11 protein-coding genes are annotated in these 19,495 nt (G+C 68.2%); 4 read left to right on the top strand and 7 right to left on the bottom strand.

Features of this window, described 5'->3' with window-relative positions; translation table 11 throughout:
- Positions 1 to 21: 21 nt before the first annotated feature.
- The 7 genes from AACH06_RS12190 to AACH06_RS12220 form a co-directional block, all read right to left on the bottom strand.
- Positions 22 to 1,392: an MATE family efflux transporter gene (locus AACH06_RS12190; protein ID WP_341425969.1), complete on the bottom strand. Its 1,371-nt coding sequence runs from the start codon at positions 1,390 to 1,392 to the stop codon at positions 22 to 24.
- Complete coding sequence (locus AACH06_RS12195; protein WP_341425970.1) at positions 1,389 to 4,094, bottom strand: glycoside hydrolase family 13 protein; 2,706 nt, start codon at positions 4,092 to 4,094, stop codon at positions 1,389 to 1,391. Before AACH06_RS12195 ends, AACH06_RS12190 begins: the two co-directional genes overlap by 4 nt.
- A complete protein-coding gene (locus AACH06_RS12200; RefSeq protein WP_341425971.1) occupies positions 4,091 to 5,716 on the bottom strand; it encodes an alpha-amylase family glycosyl hydrolase in 1,626 nt (541 codons plus the stop codon). Before AACH06_RS12200 ends, AACH06_RS12195 begins: the two co-directional genes overlap by 4 nt.
- A gap of 46 nt (positions 5,717 to 5,762) precedes the next feature.
- On the bottom strand, positions 5,763 to 6,653 hold the full coding sequence (gene malG / locus AACH06_RS12205) for a maltose ABC transporter permease MalG (protein ID WP_341425972.1): 891 nt from the start codon (positions 6,651 to 6,653) through the stop codon (positions 5,763 to 5,765).
- Between the two features lie 4 nt (positions 6,654 to 6,657).
- Positions 6,658 to 8,142, bottom strand: coding sequence for a maltose ABC transporter permease MalF (gene malF, locus AACH06_RS12210; RefSeq protein ID WP_341425973.1), 1,485 nt, complete (start codon positions 8,140 to 8,142; stop codon positions 6,658 to 6,660).
- A gap of 86 nt (positions 8,143 to 8,228) precedes the next feature.
- The gene (malE, locus tag AACH06_RS12215; protein WP_341425974.1) at positions 8,229 to 9,470 is read right to left on the bottom strand and encodes a maltose/maltodextrin ABC transporter substrate-binding protein MalE; all 1,242 of its coding nucleotides are present in this window, start codon (positions 9,468 to 9,470) and stop codon (positions 8,229 to 8,231) included.
- Positions 9,467 to 10,573, bottom strand: coding sequence for an ABC transporter ATP-binding protein (locus tag AACH06_RS12220; RefSeq protein WP_341425975.1), 1,107 nt, complete (start codon positions 10,571 to 10,573; stop codon positions 9,467 to 9,469). Before AACH06_RS12220 ends, malE begins: the two co-directional genes overlap by 4 nt.
- A 436-nt stretch (positions 10,574 to 11,009) precedes the next feature.
- Here AACH06_RS12220 and AACH06_RS12225 point away from each other — a divergent pair, with 436 nt between their 5' ends.
- The 4 genes from AACH06_RS12225 (at position 11,010) to malQ (ending at position 19,427) form a co-directional block, all read left to right on the top strand.
- Positions 11,010 to 13,484, top strand: a complete 2,475-nt coding sequence (locus AACH06_RS12225) for a glycogen/starch/alpha-glucan phosphorylase (protein WP_341425976.1) — start codon at positions 11,010 to 11,012, stop codon at positions 13,482 to 13,484.
- Between the two features lie 35 nt (positions 13,485 to 13,519).
- Complete coding sequence (gene glgB, locus AACH06_RS12230; protein ID WP_341425977.1) at positions 13,520 to 15,700, top strand: 1,4-alpha-glucan branching protein GlgB; 2,181 nt, start codon at positions 13,520 to 13,522, stop codon at positions 15,698 to 15,700.
- Positions 15,701 to 15,714: 14 nt separating this feature from the next.
- Positions 15,715 to 17,814, top strand: coding sequence for a glycogen debranching protein GlgX (gene glgX, locus AACH06_RS12235; protein WP_341425978.1), 2,100 nt, complete (start codon positions 15,715 to 15,717; stop codon positions 17,812 to 17,814).
- 95 nt (positions 17,815 to 17,909) lie between these two features.
- Positions 17,910 to 19,427 carry a 4-alpha-glucanotransferase gene (malQ, locus tag AACH06_RS12240; protein WP_341425979.1) on the top strand — a complete coding sequence of 506 codons (1,518 nt, stop codon included), beginning with the start codon at positions 17,910 to 17,912 and terminating at the stop codon, positions 19,425 to 19,427.
- Positions 19,428 to 19,495 lie beyond the last annotated feature (68 nt).

Raw genomic sequence — 19,495 nt, forward strand, 5'->3', positions numbered from 1 at the left:
CGCGGCCTGCGGGGGACGGGCTCAGCCCCCTGACTTGGCCGCCCTCAGCCGCCGTCGCACCGCCCGTGCGTGCGGCAGCCAGCCCAGCGTGGCCCAGCGGCGCCACATCAGCAGGCCGCGTATCCATTCGTCGGCGGCGTAGGCGATCCACAGGCCAGGCAGCCCCCAGCCGAAGTGGATGCCCAGCAGCCAGCTGCCGCCGGCCAGCACGATGAGCATCGAAATCGAGCCCACGGCGACGGGGTAGCGTGCGTCGCCGGCGGCGCGCAGCGCGTTGATCACGACGAGGTTGAAGGTGCGGCCGGGCTCCAGCACGATGGTGATCCACAGCACCACCTGACCAGCCGCGAGGATCTGGGGGTCTTGCGTGAACAGGCGCAGCAGCCAGGGGGCGGTGAGGGCCACGACGGTGGCCACCGACACGCTGACGAGCAGGCCGCGGGCCAACGCGCGCCGTACCAGCTTGTGGGCTTCGTGCCAATGGCCGGCCCCGATCTGGTGGCCCACGAGGATCTCCACCCCCAACCCGGTGGCCAGGCCGAACAGCAGCACGCCGTACATCAGTTGCGACGCATAGGCCTGGGTGGCCAACGCCTGGGCGCCCAGGTGGGCGGCCACCGACACGCTCACCATGAAGGCCAGTCGGTAGGCGATGTTCTCGGCCGCGCCGGGCACGCCGATGTGCAGGATCGCGCCCAACTCGCGCCGCGATGCCCGCCACCAATCCGGCCAGTGCGGCACCAGCCCCAGACGCAAACGCCACAGCCACAGGTGCAGGCCCACGCCGATGACCCGGCTGGCGCCCAGCGCCAGCGCGTAGCCCGGCAGGCCGAGTGCGGGCAGGGGGCCCGCACCAGTCATCAGCGGGATGGCCAGGCCCAGATGGCAGGCGTGCATCGCGATGATGACGGCCAGCGTGTCGCGGGTGCGCAGGTGCGCGCGCATCACGCCGGCCATCGAGGCGTTCCAGGCATCGAACAGCAGGGCCGGCGCCAGTGTGGTCAGGAACGGCACCGCCAGCGGCAGCACCTCGGGCGGGGCGCTCATCAGCCGCAGCATCGGCAACGCGCCGAAGCCGGCGAGCAGGGCTGTGGCGCCGCCCATCCAGGTGCTGGCGCCCAGCGCGGCGCGGGCCACCCGGTCGGCCCCTTCGCGCTGGCCGCCGCCGAGGTTCTGGGTGATCACCACGCCCACGCCTGCGCCGACGATGCGGAAGACGATGAACAGCGTGGCGAAGATCTGGTTCGACAGCGCGAAGGCCGCACCGGTGGCGTCGGACACGCGCGCCGCGAGCGCGGTGCCCACGATGCCGACGCCAATGCCGAGCAGGAATTCGACGAACAGCGGCCAAGTGAGGGTGAACAACCGCGGCCGCGGCGGAGCTGGAGTCATTCAGGTGACGATAGCAGCACCGTGCCACCCAATGCGGGCAGGTTCAGCGTCAGGCGACGCTTTTCGTCCATCTCGATCGGGTGCGCAGCCGGGGCCAGCGCGTCAGCCCAGCGGCGTGGCGCGCCCCGGGGCAGCTCGACGGTCACGGCGTGGGCCGCGTCCGCATTGTTGGTGGCGGCGATGGCCCACTGGTCGCCCAGGCGCCGCGCGAGCACGATGGCGTGGGCGTCGGTCCACAACGGTGCATCGAGGCTGCCGCGTCGCAGCACGGGGTGCTGATGTCGCAGCGCGATCAAGCGCTTGACTTCCGCCCGCATCGCCTCGTCCGGCTGGCCGCCTTCGTCGGCCCACGGGTAGGTGGCGCGGTTGTACGGGTCGTCGCCGCCGGTGACGCCGACCTCGTCGCCGTAGTACACCGCCGGGGCTCCCGGGTAGGTCATCTGGAACAGCAAGGCCAATCGGTAGCGCCGCTTGGCCAGCGTGATCGCAGCGTCGTCGGCGCCATCGGTCCACCCCAAGACATGCAGCGAGCGCGCCTGGTCATGGGTGGACAGCAGGTTCATCAGGGCATGGAAGGCTTGCGGCGGATAGGCCTCGCGCAAGGCTTCGAGGTTGCGGTACAGAAGCGCCGCGTGCCCGCCATTCACGTACTCGAGCAACGTGTTGCGGAAGACGTAGTTCATCGTCGAGTCGAAGGCATCGCCGAGGAAGTACTTCGAGCTGTCGAACCAGGTCTCGGCGATCGTCAGTGCGTCGGGCCGATGGGCTTTGATCGCGGCGCGCCATTCGCGCCAGAAGTCATCGGGCACCCACGGCGCCACGTCCATGCGCCAGCCGGCCGCACCCCGGTCGAGCCAGACCTTCATCACCGATTGCCGGTCGCCGTAGGCAAAGCGCCGCCAGGCCGGTGAAGCCTTGTTCAGCTCGGGCAGATCGCGCACGCCCACCCATCCCTTGAACTGCTGGTCAGGGTCCGACGGGGTCGGATCCAGGCTGAACCAGTCGGCATAGGGCGAGGCCGGATGGATGCGGCCGTTCTGGAAAGCGCCCTGGTCGCCGTGGTGGCCGTAGCGGTTGAAGTAGACGGAGTCGCTGCCGACATGGTTCAGCGAGGCATCGGGAATCACGCGGATGCCGCGACGTGCGGCCTCGCGGCACAGGCGTTCGAAATCGGTGTTGGTTCCGAAGGCGGGATCGACCTGGTGGTAGTCGGCCGTGTCGTATTTGTGGTTGCTCGCCGCCTTGAAGATCGGCGTCATGTAGATCGCGTTGGCGCCGAGGTCGCGGATGTAGTCGAGCTTGTCGATGATGCCGGCCAGGTCGCCGCCGAAGAAGTCGTTGTTGTAGACCTCGTCCGAGCCATCGCCAGTGCCGGGCTTCCAGGGCTTGTCGGTCCAGCGGCTGTGCAGTTCCACGGTGTGGTCCTGGTAGTGGTCGCGGCCCGGCTTGGGGTCGTTGCGCTTGTCACCGTTGCGAAAGCGCTCGGGGAAGATGTAGTAGTAGACGAGGTCCGCCGCGTAGTCGGGCACCTGGAAGCCGGCGTCGTACACCGTCTGCCGAAAGCGGCGGATCGAGCTGGTGCGCGCCGGCAAGGGCGCCACCTCGCCCAGACCGTGGCTGCCCTTCTCGCGCGTCCAGAAGATCGATTCGGCGTTGTTCTGCAGCACGAAGATCTGCCCATCGATCTCTGCCTCGAACCAATAGCCGTAAACGGCCTTGGTGCCGAAGCGGTGGGTGGCCGTCCAGCGCTCGGTGCCGCCGCTGCCTGCCGCATGGCGTTGCATCGGCACGCGGGCCACTGGCAGGTACTCCAGCACCTCCTGGTTGCCTTCAAGGCGGCGTTGCTCCACCACGAGCGTCAGGCGGCTCACGCCCGGCAGGGCCTCGACGGCCCAGTCGATCGGCGTGTGTTCCACCACCGCGCCGAAGGGGGTCTTGTGGGCCAGTGCGCGCGAATCGAAGCGCAGGCTCTGCGCCACGGGGTGCTCGACCGGACGTGCGTTCGGATCGGCAAAGCTCTTCGGCCCCAGGCTGATCAAGGGGCGCTCGGCCACGATGACGGCGCGCAGTGTCTGCTCGCCATCGAACTCCAGCGTGTGCCCCTCAGAGGTGAGCCCGGGCGTCCAGGCCGCGTCCGCCAGCTTGAACTCGTATCGACCCTTCAGTCGGGTGTTCAGGTAGTAGGCGTCGCAGCTGTACTGAAGCGCGTACTCGTCCAGCGCGGCCCAGTTGTTCATCGTGCCGCGCAGGTACAGCACGGTGTCGCCAAAGGGGGGCGCGGCGCTGGGGCAGTCTTCGATGTCGAGGCGGGGCGGTGCGGAGGCGTCGGCGGTCATCTTCAAAGTGATGCGGTGAAGGCCGTTGAAACGGCGAGAGATGTCAGGCCCTTGGCGCCGCAGCAGCGCACCGGCTCCCTGGCCCAGGTCGGCGTCGGGCGACCAGGCTTCGTCGCCGAGCTTGAAGCGCTGCTCGCCGGTCAGCCGTGTCACCAGCACGTAGCGATCGCACACCCAGCGCAGGCGATGGCTGTCGCTGGCGGCCCAGGCGTTGAAGCTGCCGCGCAGATAGAGGGCGCGGCCGGCCAGGGGGTCTGCAGAGCATGGTGCCGGTGTGGCGCCCTCGGCGAGCGCGTGGGAGGCGGCCGTCCAAAGCAGCGCCACGCCCACCAGCCGGCCGAGCCGGCACCGTGCTCTGACGCTCATTGCACCCGCTTGTAGTTGGTGTAGCCGCCGGGTGGGGAGACATCGGGCTTGAGTACCAGCGTGCCGCCAGGCGGCAGGGTGACCTGCAGCAACGCCGCCTGCACGCGCAAGGGCTCGCCGGTCCAGGTGCCGAGCTGGTCGACCAGGCGGGTGCCGTCCATGATCTTCGAATCAGGGATGAGCACGGTGTCGGTCACGTCCTGCAGGCTGGGGTTCGTGATCACCAGCACCGCATCTCGGGCGCGGTCGGTGAAGCGTTCGAAGGCGAGCAGGCGCTGGCTTTCCAGCAGCCGGAAGTTGCCCACCCGCAGCGCGCGCTCGCCGCGGTGCAGTTTCACCAGCCGCCGCGTCCAGTCGAGCGCGGCGTTGTCGGCCGTGGCCAGGTCCCAGCGCATGGGGGCGCGCATCTCGGGGTCTTCCCCGCCGAGCATGCCCAGCTCGTCGCCGTAGTAGAGGTTGGGTGAGCCGGGCAGGGTGAACTGCAGCACCTGGGCCAGCCGGCGCTGCCGCTCGTCCGGGATGGCGGTGGCCAGGCGAGAGGTGTCGTGATTGCCCAGATAGACCCACGACTTCAGCATCGGCTCGATGCCCGTCTCGCTGACCATGCGGTCCAGCATGCGGGCGGCGGCGGGTGCGTCGATCTGGCCGTTGACCGTTCGCAGGATGATCTGCCGCAGGGTGAAGCCGAGCACGCCATCGACAGCCGGGAACCACTCCTTCGGGTAGTTGGCGATCTCGCCCACCACCAACGAGCCGGGCTTTTCCTGGTGTGCTGCACGGGTCAGCTCGGCCAGGAACTCCGGCCCGATGTCGAAGGCCACATCCAGCCGCCAACCATCGATGCCGTCACGCAGGTAGCTGCGAACCACCGAATTCGGCTTGGCGTAGAGGTGGTCGCGCACCGCCGGGTTCTCGAGGTTCAGCTCGGGCAGGTTCTGGGCCAGCGCCCAGGTGCGTGCGCCACCCTCGTACTGTGGCCCGAAAACGAACCAGGAGCGGTACGGGTTCTGGGCGCTGCCTTCGGCTTGCTTGAAAACCAGCGCGTTGCGGCCCATGTGGTTGAACACGCCGTCGAGCACCAGCTTCATGCCACGGCCGTGCAGATCCTGCGCGAGCGCCTTCACGTCCTCTCGGGTGCCGTACTCGGGTGAGACGACCTGGTAGTCCAGCGCGTCGTATTTGTGGTTGGTGTAGGCGAGGTGGATGGGGTTGAGGTACAGCACGTCTGCACCCAGCTGCTGCACATGGTCGAGCCGGCCCATCAGGCTGCGCAAGTCGCCGCCCCAGAAATCGATCTCGTGGCTCCACAGCTTGGCGTCGGGCAGGTACTTGCCGGCGCGGGGCAGCTCGTCCCACGCGCGCAGCACCTTGGGCGCCGGGTACAGGTAGCGCTTGGCATCCAGCGTCGCGCTCGGCGCGAAGCGGTCGACGAGCACCTGGTAGACCACGGCGCCGTTGCGCCAGTCCTTCTCGCGCGCTTCAAAGGCGCCGGCCAGCGCCGCGTCGTAGGCGTTGGCGCGCTGCTTCACGGGGGTGGCGGCCAGCGCGGTGCCGCCCGTCCCGGCGGTGGCGGCGCCGGCCGCAGCCAGCGCCAGGTGGGTGAGGAAGTGGCGTTTGTTCATGCCGCGATGATCGCTGGATGGCCGGGCCTGATCGACGTTGTCCTGATCAACCCTTGACGCCGCCCGAGGTGAGGCCCGAGACGATCCAGCGCTGTGCGGCCAGGAAGACCAGCGTGATCGGCAGGCCGCTCAGCACCGCAGCGGCGGCGAAGTCACCCCACAGGTATTTCTGATCGTAGAGATAGAACTTCGAGCCCACTGCCAAGGTGAGGTTGGGCTCCTCGCGCAGCAGCACCGAAGCCACCGGGTACTCGATGATCGTGCCGATGAAGGCCAGCACGAACACCACCATCAGGATGGGCACGGCCATGGGCAGCAGCACCAGGCGGAAGGCCTGCCAGTGCGTGGCGCCATCGACCTTGGCGTTCTCTTCGATGTCGACCGGGATCGTGTCGAAGTAGCCCTTGATCGTCCACACGTGGGTGGCCACGCCGCCCAGGTAGGCCACGATGAGGCCGGTGTGGGTCTCGATGCCCATCCACGGCAGGTACTGGCCGATGCCTTCGAAGATGGCATAGATCGCGACCAGTGCCACCGCCACCGGGAACATCTGCAGCACCAGCATGCTGTTGAGCAGCGCGCGCTTGCCGGTGAAGCGCAGCCGTGCGAAGGCGTAGGCGGCCGTGGTCGAGATCGCCACGATCAGCAGGGCCGACACGGTGGCGATCTTCACCGAGTTCCACAGCCACAGCAGCACCGGGAAGGGCGGCTCGATCCGGGTGCCGTCGGCGGTGACGTGGGCGATGCCGAGCGCCAGCTTCCAGTGCTCCAGGCTGATCTGCGACGGGATCAGCGAGCCGGTGGCGAAGTTGCCGGGGCGCAGCGAGATCGAGATCACCGCGAGCAGCGGGAACAGGGTGATCGCGATCAGCGCCCACAAGCCGGCGTGGGCGGCGAGGATGCGCCAGCGCTGGCGCTTGCCGGTGACGATGGCCATGGGGTCAGCTCCTGTGTTTCGCGTCGCCGGTCAGCTTCAGGTTCACCAGCGACATCAGCGCCACGACGATGAAGATCAGCGTCGAGATCGCGGCAGCCAGGCCGAAGTTGGCGCCGGCATCGGTGAAGGCGATGCGGTAGGTGTAGCTGACCAGAATGTCGGTGGTGCCGGCCGGCAGCCTGGTGTTCAGGTAGTCGGGCCGGCCGTCGGTCAGCAGCGCGATCAACACGAAGTTGTTGAAGTTGAACGCGAATGCCGAGATCAGCAACGGCGTCAGTGGCTTGGCGATCAGCGGGGCGGTGATCTTGAAGAAGTTGGTCAACGGCCCCGCACCGGCGATGGCCGAGGCTTCATACAGGTCGGCCGGGATGGCCTTGAGCAGGCCGGTGCACAGCACCATGATGTATGGATAGCCGAGCCAGGTGTTGACGATCAGCAGCATCGCGCGGGCCAGCGTCGGGTCGGCGAACCAGGCGGGCCGCACCCCGAACAGCGCATCGAGGATGGCGTTGATCTCGCCGAAGTTCTGGTTGAACAGGCCCTTGAACACCAGGATCGAGATGAAGCCGGGCACCGCATACGGCAGAAACAGCAGCGTGCGGTAGAGGGTGCGGTACTTCAGCGCCTCCCAGTTCAGCAGCACCGCGAGGGTCATGCCGATCAGCGTGGCGAACAGCACCGTGAGCGCCGAAAAGACCACCGTCCAGCCGAAGATCGAGACGAAGGGGCCGCGGAAGTCGGCGTCGAACATCATCCGCGTGTAGTTGTCCCAACCAATGCCCACCTTGAAGCCGGGTTGGATGTGATCGCCCTGGGCGTTCTCGAAATAGCCTGTCTCTCGGTTGGGCCGGTAGACCACGCCTGAAGGCTGCTGCACCAGCGCGCCGTCGTCACCCGCTGTCCACAAGGGCTTGAGCGGGCCGAACTCGCGCACGCCGGTGTAGTGCAGCAGCGTGCCATCGGGTTTCTTCAGCACGAGTGCACGCACCGTGTCGCGGCGCGACAGCGCGTCACGCAGCGAGAGGGCCGGGCCCAGTGGCGCGTCGCCAGCGGCCGCCAAGGCCAGCGGCGCGTCGGTGGCGGTTGAGATCGGTGGCGAGAGCAGCACCTCGCTGCCGTCAGCACTGATCAACCGGATGCGTAGCGCCGAGCCTTCGGCGTGCAGCGTGCTGGCCATCGCGTGCGCCTCGTCGACCTCGCTTTGTTCCAGCAGGTAGCTGCGTGCGCGTGTCTCGCTGAGCAGGTGGGCCGAAGAGTAGTTGGTGAAGCCGAGCTGCACCGTGTAGGCCAGGGGCAGGGCCGCGAACACCAGCATGCCTGCCACGCCGGGGAACAGGTAGCGCCAGGCGAGCGAGGTGGCCGAGGCGTAGCTGTAGACCCCCAGCATGCCGAGCGCGAGCGTCGCCGTGCTGACGAGCAACTGGCCGCTTGCCGCCAGCCGCCACGCGAACCACAACACGGCAAACATGGACACTGCCGCTACCGACAAACCAAGTGGCGTGCGCGGAACCGGCTTCGCCGGTCCGCCGCGCGAGCCCCCTCGGGGGGCAACGACCGGAAGGGAGTGTGGGGGCATCATTTGACCAACATGCGCGCGGCGGCGCCGTCCAGAGCGTCCTTCGGGGCTTGTCGCCCGTTGGTGATGGCTTCCAGCGCGGCATCCATCGCCGGGAAGAAGCGCTGGGTTTCCGGGATGTTCGGGATGGGTTCGCCAGCGCGGGCGTTGTCCATCGTGGCGCGGATCGCCGGGTCGTTCGCCAGCTCGGCGAAGTACGCCTTGTTGGCCGGGGTGCCCAGCGGCACATCGGCGGAGATGCGCTTGAGGCTGTCGATGCGCAGCAGATGGTTCTCGATGAACTCGCGCGCCACGTCCTTCATCGGGCTGGGCGCAGTGACCATGCAGCCCAGCACGCCGACGAAGGGCTTGGCCGGATGGCCTGCCACGCCAGGCACCGGCGCCACGCCGAAATCGATGCCGGCCTTCTTCGCGTTGTCCCACGCCCAGGGGCCGGTGATCATCATGGCCACCTCGCCCCGGGCGAAGTTGGCTTCCATTTCAGAGTAACGGGCGCCCTTGGGCATGTGGCCGTCCTTGATGAGGCGGTCCAGCATCTGCGCGCCTTGCAGCGCGCCCTCGGTGTTGACGCCCACCTGCTTCGGGTCGTAGTCGCCTGAGGGCGTTCGACCGAAGACATAGCCCCCCGGGCCTGCGAGCATCGGCCAGGTGAAGAACGACTTGTTGTAGTCCCACAGCACCGCGTGCTTGCCGTTCTTCTGCAACTGCTTGTCGAGCGCGATCAGCTCGTCGAAGGTGGCCGGCGGCGTCTTGACCAGGGCCTTGTTGTAGACCAGGCCGATGGCCTCGATCGCCAGCGGATAGCCCCAGGTCTTGCCCCGGTAGGTGAATGCCTGCCAGGCCGAATCTTCCACCTCGTCGCGCAGGCGCCGCGGCGGATGCACCGGCACGATCAGGCCCGATTTGGCCCATTCGCCCACCCGGTCGTGTGGCCAGCAGAAGATGTCTGGCCCCTTGCCGGCACCGGCGGCGGCCTGGAACTTGTCCGGCGCGCCTTCAGGGTGCTGGACGATGACCTGCACGCCCGTCTCGGCGGTGAAGGCGTCGCCCACCTTCTGCAGGCCGTTGTAGCCCTTGTCGCCGTTGATCCAGACCAGCAGCTTGAGCGCCGAGGTGTCGTCGGCCGGCCGTGGCGCGCAGCCGCCCAGCCAGGCGAGCGACACCAGCCAGGCCACCACGGCGGCTGTGCGCCGACGCTGGCCCGGCATCGACCGCATGCCGAACTCGTTGCCTCGGCTCATGCGCGGCCTGCGCTGGTGTGGCGCTCGAAAGCCAAGCCCTGTGCGTCGAACAGGTAGGCGCGGTCTTCGGGCACGGTGAGGGTCAAGGCGTGGCCGGGTTGAGGGTGAGAGTGCCCGTCCAACTCGCAGGTGAGCGTGTCGTCGGCGCCGGGGTACTCGCCGTAGGCGTAGGTGGTGCCGCCGAGTGATTCGACGAAGGTCACCTTCATCTCGATGGTGTTGCCTTGGCCGCCTTCTTTCAGATGCTCGGGCCGGATGCCGAGCTTGACCGGGGCGCCGGGTTGGGCACGGGTGGCGTTCACCGCGCAGCGCAGCGTGGCGCCGCTGGCCAGCTTGACGGTGGCGCCCAGCGCGTCCGCCGAGACCAGCGTGCCATCGAGGATGTTCATTTCGGGCGAGCCGATGAACTTGGCGACGAAGAGGTTGCAGGGGTGTTCGTACAGCCCCAGTGGCGAGCCCACCTGCTCGATCTGGCCAGCCGAGAGCACGACGATGCGATCGGCCAGCGTCATCGCCTCGACCTGATCGTGCGTCACGTAGACCATCGTGGTCTTCAGTTCCTGGTGGAGCTTGGCGAACTCGTAGCGCATGCGCACGCGCAAGGCGGTGTCCAGATTCGACAGCGGCTCGTCGAACAGGAACACCTCGGGCTTGCGGACGATGGCCCGGCCGATGGCCACCCGCTGGCGTTGCCCGCCGGACAGATCCTTCGGCTTTCGCTCCAGCAGGTGTTCGATGTTCAGGATCTTGGCGGCCTGCCGCACCGAGCGCTCGATCTCGTCTTTCGGCATCTTGGCCAGCTTCAAGCCGAAGGCCATGTTGTCGAACAGGTTCATGTGCGGATAGAGCGCGTAGCTCTGGAAGACCATCGCGATGCCGCGCTCGGCCGGTGGGATGTCGTTGACCACCTTGCCGCCGATCGCCAGCGTGCCGCCGGTGATGTCTTCCAGCCCGGCGATGACCCGCAGCAATGTGGACTTGCCGCAGCCCGACGGGCCGACGAACACCATGAACTCGCCGTCACGAATCTCCAGATCGATGCTGTGCAGGATCTTCGCGGCGCCATAGGCCTTGGCCACGCCTTGCAGCTTCACGTCCGCCACTTACTTACCTCCGCGCCGTGCAGCCGGCCCTTGGCCGGGCCGCATCGGCTTGTCTCGCTGGGTGCTGGGTTGTGCCAGGGGATGCGTCGCTATTCGATCTGATTTCTTGAGCGCGCACCACCAGACCGCCGAGGCGGTGAAGTCTCGGCTTGATGTAGAGAATATACATTCATGACGTGATCAAGACAACGCGTATTCCACGGATGTTCTGAGCCTGTAATCAATGAAATCAATAACTTATTTCGATCTCCGGGTTTACCATGTGTAGTCAAACTACACTACAGACTCCAAATCCACGATACTTTCACAACGCCAACGGTGCGGCTCGGCCGCGCGTGGGCATTCCGCGCCCGCCAGCGGGCCCATCACCGGCGTCGCCTCAATGAGGCTCTGACGCCGCTGCCAACACGGAACACGCTTGACTGTGAACACCACCATGACCGCCCCGAATCGCTCCCCCTCCGCCGCCGACGACGGCGCGCTGCGCGCCGCGTTCCGGGCTGCGTTCGAGCGCGAGCTGGGCCTGGCCACGCAGGGCACCACCGTCGATGCGGCGCTGCGGGCTGCCGCAGCCGCCTGTCGCGATCTGCTGGCCCAGCGTTGGACGCGCACCCAGGCTGAAGATGCGGGCCCGGATGGCCAGCGCGTCTCGCGGCGAGTGCACTACCTGTCGATGGAGTTCCTGATGGGCCGCGCACTGGGCAATGCGCTGGCGGCCCTGGGGCTGGAAGACGAGTTGCGCGACCAACTGGCACGACTGGGTCATTCGCTGCCCGATGTGCTGGAGCGCGAGAGCGATGCGGCGCTCGGCAACGGTGGCTTGGGCCGCCTGGCGGCCTGCTTCCTGGATGCCTTCGCCGAGCAAGGCCTGCCTGCCTTCGGCTATGGGCTGCGCTACCGCTACGGCATGTTCGCCCAAGGGATCGAGGGCGGCCGCCAGATCGAGCGCCCGGACGATTGGATGAAGCACGGCGAGCCCTGGGAGCTGCCGCGCCCCGAGCTGCGCTACCCGGTGGGCTTCGGTGGCCACGTGAGCATCGGTGCCGACCTGCGCCACCACTGGTCGCCTGCCGAGCGGCTGGTGGCCGAGGGCTATGACTTCATCGTGCCGGCCCACCACAGCGAGCGCGTGGCGACCCTGCGGCAGTGGCAGGCCAAGGCGGCCGACCCGATCGACTTCAACGCCTTCTGCCATGGCGATTACGCGGCCGCCTCGCGTCATCAACTGGCGGCCGATTCACTCAACTGGGTGCTGTACCCGGACGACTCCACCGCCGCGGGCCGTGCGTTGCGTCTGAAGCAAGAGGCCTTCCTCGTCAGTGCCTCGCTGCAAGACCTGATCGCGCGCCATCTGCGCGAGGGCCAGTCGCTGGACACCCTGGGCCAGCGCAACGCGATCCATCTGAACGACACCCATCCGGCGTTGGCGCCGGCCGAGCTGATGCGCCTGCTGCTCGACGAGCACCAGCTGCCCTGGCACCAGGCGTGGGCCATCACGACGCAGGCCGTCTCGTACACCAACCACACGCTGATGCCCGAGGCGCTGGAGACCTGGCCGGTCTCGCTGTTCGAAGAGCTGCTGCCGCGCCACCTCGGCATCATCTACGAGATCAACCACCGCTTCCTGGACGACGTGCGCCGCCGCTTCCCGCACGACCATTCGCGCGTTGCCCGCATGTCGCTGATCGACGAAGGCAGCGACCACAGCGAGCGCCGGGTGCGGATGGCGGCGCTGGCGATCGTCGCGTCGCACAAGGTCAACGGCGTGTCGGCCCTGCACAGTGAACTGATGGTGCAGACCATCTTCGCCGACTACGCCGCGATGTGGCCCGAACGCTTTCACAACGTGACCAACGGCGTCACGCCGCGCCGCTGGCTGTCGCAGGCCAATCCGGGCCTGGCCGGCTTGCTGGACGGGCGCATCGGCACCGCCTGGCGCAAAGACCTGGGCCAACTCGCCGCGCTGAAGCCCCTGGCGGCGGATCCGGCGCTGGGCCAGGAGTTCATGGCGGTCAAGCGGGCCAACAAGCAGCGGCTGGCGGCCCGCATCGAGCGCGAACTGGGCCTGGCGGTCAATGTGGACAGCCTGTTCGACGTGCAGATCAAGCGCATCCACGAATACAAGCGCCAGTTGCTGAACCTGCTGCACGTGGTGGCGCGCTACCAGGCCATCCTCGACAACCCGCAAGGCCCCGATGGCAAAGACTGGGTGCCGCGCACGGTGGTGATCGCGGGCAAGGCAGCGTCGGCCTATCAGGCGGCCAAGCTGATCATCCGCCTGGCGCATGACATTGCGGCCATCATCAACCATGACCCGCGCGTCGCCGGCCGGCTGAAGCTCGTCTTCCTGCCCAACTACAGCGTGAGCCTGGCCGAAACCATCCTGCCTGCAGCGGACCTGTCCGAGCAGATCTCCACCGCTGGCACCGAGGCCTCGGGCACCGGCAACATGAAGTTCGCGCTCAACGGCGCCATCACCATCGGCACCTGGGACGGCGCCAACATCGAGATGGCCGAGGCGATGGGTGTGGAGAACATGTTCGTCTTCGGCCTGCGCACCGAGGCGGTCGCCCAGCTGGTGGCCCGCGGCTACCAGCCGGCGCGCTTCGAGCGCGAAAACGCCCAGCTGCAGCGCGTGCTCAACGCCATCGACAAGGGCCTGTTCTCGCCCACCGAGCCCGAGCGCTATCGCCCGCTGATCGACCACCTGCTGGGCATCGACCGCTACCTGCTGCTGGCCGATTTCGCCGACTACGTGGCCACGCAGGCGCAGGTCGACGCGCTGTACCGCCAGCCGGCGGCCTGGGCGGAGCGCGCATTGCGCAACGTAGCCGGCATGGGCTGGTTCTCGGCCGACCGCACCATCCGCGACTACGTCGAGCGTGTCTGGGCCGTGCCAGAGGGGGTGTAAGCTGACCGGTTGTCCCTAGAAATTCTGAAGACAAGATGCTCGGAGACTCGCACGTCCAGGCCCTTCTCGCGGCGCGCCACCCTGATCCGTTCTCGGTGCTGGGCCTGCACCCGGAGGAAGACGGTCAGATGTGGCTGCGCGTCGTCTGGCCCAGCGTGGCCGCGATCGACGTGCTGGATGCCAAGACCGGCAAGAAGCTGGTGGGCCTCAACCACCGTGACCCGGACGGTTTCTTCGAGGCCCCGATTCCGCGGCGCAAGCAGCGCTTTGCCTACCGCCTGAAGTTGTATGACCCGCAGGGCCTGGTCTTCGGCGAGGTGGCCGATGCCTACGCCTTCGGGCCGCAATTGCCCGAGGCCGAGCTGCTGGCCCTCAAGGCCGGCCGGCACCCGCGGCCCTACACGGTGCTGGGCGCGCATGCGGTGGTGCAGCAGGGCGTGCCCGGCGTGCGCTTTGCGGTGTGGGCGCCCACGGCCAAGCGGGTGAGCGTCGTCGGCGATTTCAACCAGTGGGACGGACGGCGCCATCCGATGCGCTACCGCCACGAGGCGGGCGTGTGGGAGATCTTCGTTCCCCACGTGATCGAAGGCGACCTGTACAAGTTCGAGGTGCTGTCGCGCGACGGACGACTGCTGCCGCTGAAGGCCGATCCATATGCCCGCGCGGCGCAATTGCGCCCGGACAACGCCAGCAAGGTCGCCCCCATGCCGCCGGTGCGCAAGCTGCCGCAAGGGCGTGCAGACGCCAACCGCCGCGACGCGCCGATTTCGATCTACGAGGTGCATGCGCCCTCGTGGCGTCGCCTGGGCAGTGGCCCGTTCCCAAGTTGGGATGACCTTGCCGAAGCCTTGCCCGCCTACGTGGCTGACATGGGCTTCACGCACGTCGAGCTGTTGCCGATCACCGAGCACCCCTACGATGGCTCGTGGGGCTACCAGACGCTGGGCCAGTACGCCGCCAGCGCGCGCTTCGGGTCACCCGACGGGCTGGCGCGCTTCGTCGATGCCTGCCACGCCCGCGGCCTGGGCGTGCTGCTCGATTGGGTGCCGGCGCATTTCCCGAGCGATGGCCACGGCCTGGCCCAGTTCGACGGCACCGCGCTGTACGAGTACGGCGACCCGCGCGAGGGCGTGCACCGCGACTGGAACACGCTGATCCCCAACTTCGGCCGCTACGAGGTGCGAGAGTTCCTGGTCGGCAGCGCGCTGTTCTGGACCGAGCGCTACGCGGTCGACGGCCTGCGGGTCGACGCCGTCGCGTCGATGCTCTACCGCGACTACTCGCGCCCCTCGGGCGAGTGGGTGCCCAACGTGCACGGCGGGCGCGAGAACCTGGAGGCGATCGCGCTGCTGCAGCAGGTCAACCGCGTGCTGGGCACCGAAGCGCCCGGTTCGGTGACCATCGCCGAAGAGTCGACCGCGTTCCCCAAGGTGTCGGCGCCCACCGATGTCGGCGGCCTGGGCTTCCACTACAAGTGGAACATGGGCTGGATGAACGACACGCTGGCCTACATGCGCGAAGACCCCGTGCACCGCCGCTGGCACCACGACAAGATGACCTTCGGGCTCGTCTACGCGTTCAACGAAAACTTCGTGCTGCCCATCTCGCACGACGAGGTGGTGCACGGCAAGGGCTCGATGATCGCGAAGATGCCGGGCGACGACTGGCAGCGTTTTGCCAACCTGCGCGCCTACTACGGCTTCATGTGGGGCCACCCGGGCAAGAAGCTGCTCTTCATGGGCCAGGAGTTCGCGCAGCCCGACGAATGGCACCACGATGCCCACCTGCCGTGGCGCCGGCTCGACGATCCGCGCCACGCGGGCGTGCAGGCGCTGGTGCGCGACCTGAACCGCGTCTACCGCACCCAGCCGGCCCTGCACCGGCTCGATTGCGAGGCCGAGGGCTTCGAGTGGATCGCCCGCGACGAGGCCGACACCTCGGTGCTTGCCTGGGTGCGCCGCGATGGCCAGGGCCATGCCGTCATCGTCGCCTGCAATTTCACCCCGGTGCCGCGTGAAGGCTACCGCCTGGGCGTGCCGCCCGGCGCGTCAGCCTGGCGCGAGGTGCTGAACACCGATTCTTCCCACTACGGCGGCAGCAACGTCGGCAACCGCGATGCGGCCCTGCCGGTGGAGAACCTGCCGGCCCACGGTCGCGATCTGTCGATCGTGATGACGCTGCCGCCGCTCGCCACGGTCTACCTCGTGGCGGTCTGATTGTTCCTGTCTCGATGCACCACTGTCTGCCGCTGCAACTGCTCGAAGGCCGCCATGAACCGCTGGGCGCGCATCCCCGAGACGGTGGTGTCAACTTCGCCGTGTTCTCAGAACATGCGCAGCGCATCGAGCTGTGCGTGTTCGATGGCAGCGGCGTGCGCGAACTCAAGCGTTACGCGTTGCACGGCCCTGGCGATGGCGTCTTCCACGGCTTCTTGCCCGAGGTGGGGCCGGGTCTGGTCTATGGCTACCGTGCGCATGGCCCGTACCAGCCCGAAGACGGCCATCGGTTCAATCCGCACAAGCTGCTGCTCGATCCGTACGCGAGGGAGATCGTCGGCGCATTCCGCTGGTTGCCCGAGCACCATGGCTATGAGCTGGGCCACCCCGAAGGGCCGCGCTCGTTCGACACCCGCGACAACGCCGTCCAGGCGCTGAAGGCCCGTGTGGCCGAGCCGCAGGGCGGGCCCTCCGCACGGCTGGGGGCGCCCCGGCATGCGGCGTCGGACGTGGTGCTGTACGAGGTGCACGTCAAAGGCTTTTCCAAGGCACACCCGGGCATCCCGGCGGAGCTGCGCGGCACCTACGCGGCGCTAGCACACCCGGCGGCCATGGCGCACTTCAAGGCCCTGGGTGTCACCACCTTGTCGCTGCTGCCGGTGCACTACGCCATCGACGAGCCCCACCTGGCCGACAAGGGTCTCACCAACTACTGGGGCTACAACACGCTGGGCTTCTTCTGCCCGAACCCGCGGTGGGCCACGCAGCCGGACGACCCCGCGGCGGTCACGCGCGAGTTCCGAGACATGGTCGCGACGCTGCATGCGAACGGCCTGGAAGTGGTGCTCGACGTCGTCTACAACCACACCCCCGAGGGCAACGAGTTCGGCCCGACCCTGAGCTTTCGCGGCCTCGACAACCGCAGCTGGTACCGCTTGGTGCCCGACGACCGCAGTCGCAACGAGAACCTCACCGGCTGCGGCAACACGCTGAATGTGGCGCACCCCCGGGTCACCCAGTTCGTGCTCGACTCGCTGCGCTACTGGGTGCAGGAGATGGGTGTCGATGGCTTCCGCTTCGACCTGGCGCCGGTGCTGGGCCGCACCCACCATGGTTTCGATCCGCACGCCGCCTTCTTCACGGCCCTGCGTCAAGACCCGGTGCTGGCGCAGGTGCACCTGATCGCCGAGCCCTGGGATGCGGGGCACGACGGCTACCAGGTCGGCCGCTTCCCCGGCCGCTTCCTGGAGTGGAACGATAAGTTCCGCGACGCGGTGCGTGGCTACTGGCTGGGGCGCGATGGTGGCGCCGGTGTCAGCCGCGGCGAGTTCGCCCGGCGGTTCACCGCATCGAGCGATCTCTTCCATCATGCCCAGCGCCCGCCCATGGCCTCGGTCAACTTCATCACCGTGCACGACGGCTTCACGCTGAACGATGTCGTCAGCTACGCCCGCAAGCACAACCACGCGAACGGTGAAGACAACCGCGATGGCCGCGATGGCGAGCTGTGCGCCTCGTTCGGTGAAGAAGGGCCCACCTGCGATGCGCAGGTGCGCGACACCCGCGAGCGTGTCCGCCGCGCGATGCTCGCCACCTTGATGCTGGCCCAGGGCACGCCGATGCTCAACGCGGGCGACGAGCTGGCCAACAGCCAGCACGGCAACAACAACGCCTACTGCCAGGACAACCCCACCGGCTGGCTGGGCTGGGACTCGGCGGACGCGAGCCTCGCGGCTTTCGTTGGCGAGTTGGCCGCGTTGCGCCGCGAAGAGCCGCTGCTGCACCACCAGCGCTGGTTCAGCCCGCCACCCGGTGGCCCGGGCGACGCCTCGATCACCTGGCTCACGCCGGTGGGCAGCGAGATGCACGTGCACGATTGGCACGAGCCCGGTTGCCTCGCCTTCGCCTGCCGCCTCCGTGCGCATGACCCGCGCGTGCCGTCGCTGCTGCTGCTGTTCAACCCCGATGCCGCGCCGCAGCCGTTCACCCTGCCGCCCGGCGCGTGGCGATTGCGCCTGGACAGCAGCGGCAGCCTGCCGCAGAACCACGCCACCGCGGCCACCGGCCACCTCACCGCGCCCGCCCGCAGCGTGCTGCTGCTGCGCATGACATGAACCCAGGCGCCTGGCCGCCGCCATGCCTCGCGCGACCTCCCGCCGGGCGCCCCGAACGAACCGCGACTGCTGAACACTGAGAAGGATTGGCACCTATGGACCTGACCCAGCGCTGCGCCGGTGTGCTGCTGCACATCACGTCGTTGCCCGGCCCCCACGGCATCGGCGATTTCGGCCCCGATGCGTACCGCTTCGTCGACTGGCTGCAGGCCGCCGGCCAGCGGCTGTGGCAATGGTTGCCCAGCACGCCGATCGGGCCCGGCGACTCGCCCTACCAGGGTGTGAGTGCCTTCGCCGGCAGCCAATGGATGGTGGCGCTGGAGCCTTTGGTCGAGCGCGGCTGGCTGGCCGCGCCGAGCTTGCCGCCGGGGGGCTTCGACGCCCTTCGCGTCGACTACGGCCGCGTGCTGCCGTGGCGCGAGGCGCAGCTGCGGGCGGCCGCGGCGGGCTTTGCCGCCAAGGCCACCGTGGCCGACCGGGCTGCGTACCAGGCGTGGTGCGAATCGCAGGCCGGCTGGCTCGACGACTACGCGCTCTTCATGGCGATCCGCTCGCCCCGCGGCGGCCAGCCGTGGTGGGAGTGGCCCGCGCCCCTGGCCCGGCGCGACGCGGCGGCCTTGGCGGCGGCCCGCCTCGACCACGCCGACGAGATCACCTTCTGGAAGTTCGTGCAGTGGTGTTTCGACACCCAGTGTGGCGCGCTCAAGCGCTATGCGAATGAGCGGGGCGTCTCGCTGATGGGCGACCTGCCGATCTTCGTGGCGCACGATTCGGCCGATTGCTGGTCTCGCCCCGACCTGTATCTGCTCGACGATGACTTCCAGACGACCGTCGTGGCCGGCGTGCCGCCCGATGACCTGGGCCCGCTCGGCCAGCGCTGGGGCAATCCGCTGTACCGCTGGGACAAGATGGCCGACGAGAACTACGCCTGGTGGACGGCCCGTGTCCAGCGGGCACTGACCAGTGCGGATGTGTTCCGCATCGACCACTTCCGCGGCTTCGCCGGCTACTTCGAGATCCCCGCCGAGAGCCCGGATGCCCGCCAGGGCCGATGGCTCAAGGGCCCGGGCAAGCCGCTGTTCGACGCCATCGAGGCCGCGCTCGGCAAGCTGCCCATCGTGGCGGAAGACCTGGGCTTCATCACGCCGGACGTGCACGAGCTGCGCGACGGCTGCGGCTTCCCGGGCATGAAGATCCTGCAGTTCGGATTTGGCGGCGATGGCTCGCATGAGTTTCTGCCGCACAACTGGAGCCGTGCCAGCGTGGCCTACACCGGCACGCACGACAACGACACCGTGCGTGGCTGGTGGGACCACGCCAGCCCGCGCGAACGGGCCTACGCAGGCAGCTACCTCGCGTGCGGCGAACACGACGTGCACTGGGCCATGATCCGCGCCTGCTGCAATTCGGTGGCCAACATGGCGGTGTTCCCGATGCAGGATGTGCTCGGCTTGCCGAGCAGCCACCGCATGAACATCCCGGGCGTGCTGGGCGGCAACTGGAGCTGGCGTTTCAGCTGGCCGATGGTGCAACCCGAAACCACCCGCGTGCTGGGGCTGATCACCGCCGCCAGCGGCCGGGGCCCCTTCGAGTTGCTGAAACTGCCGTGCTGATGCGGTGAGACCCTCTGTCTTCTGTTCCGGCGGGATTCTCCAACCCCTTGTCAGGGAGAGCCCTTCGA

The organism is Ideonella lacteola (genome assembly GCF_038066555.1).
Lineage (GTDB): Bacteria > Pseudomonadota > Gammaproteobacteria > Burkholderiales > Burkholderiaceae_C > Ideonella > Ideonella lacteola.

What these genes read in the sequence shown, in the direction of transcription:
- AACH06_RS12190 (WP_341425969.1), bottom strand. Translation starts at nt 1,392, where the DNA reads ATGACTCCAGCTCCGCCGCGGCCGCGGTTGTTCACCCTCACTTGGCCG.
- AACH06_RS12195 (WP_341425970.1), bottom strand. Translation starts at nt 4,094, where the DNA reads ATGAGCGTCAGAGCACGGTGCCGGCTCGGCCGGCTGGTGGGCGTGGCG.
- AACH06_RS12200 (WP_341425971.1), bottom strand. Translation starts at nt 5,716, where the DNA reads ATGAACAAACGCCACTTCCTCACCCACCTGGCGCTGGCTGCGGCCGGC.
- malG (WP_341425972.1), bottom strand. Translation starts at nt 6,653, where the DNA reads ATGGCCATCGTCACCGGCAAGCGCCAGCGCTGGCGCATCCTCGCCGCC.
- malE (WP_341425974.1), bottom strand. Translation starts at nt 9,470, where the DNA reads ATGAGCCGAGGCAACGAGTTCGGCATGCGGTCGATGCCGGGCCAGCGT.
- AACH06_RS12225 (WP_341425976.1), top strand. Translation starts at nt 11,010, where the DNA reads ATGACCGCCCCGAATCGCTCCCCCTCCGCCGCCGACGACGGCGCGCTG.
- glgB (WP_341425977.1), top strand. Translation starts at nt 13,520, where the DNA reads ATGCTCGGAGACTCGCACGTCCAGGCCCTTCTCGCGGCGCGCCACCCT.
- glgX (WP_341425978.1), top strand. Translation starts at nt 15,715, where the DNA reads ATGCACCACTGTCTGCCGCTGCAACTGCTCGAAGGCCGCCATGAACCG.
- malQ (WP_341425979.1), top strand. Translation starts at nt 17,910, where the DNA reads ATGGACCTGACCCAGCGCTGCGCCGGTGTGCTGCTGCACATCACGTCG.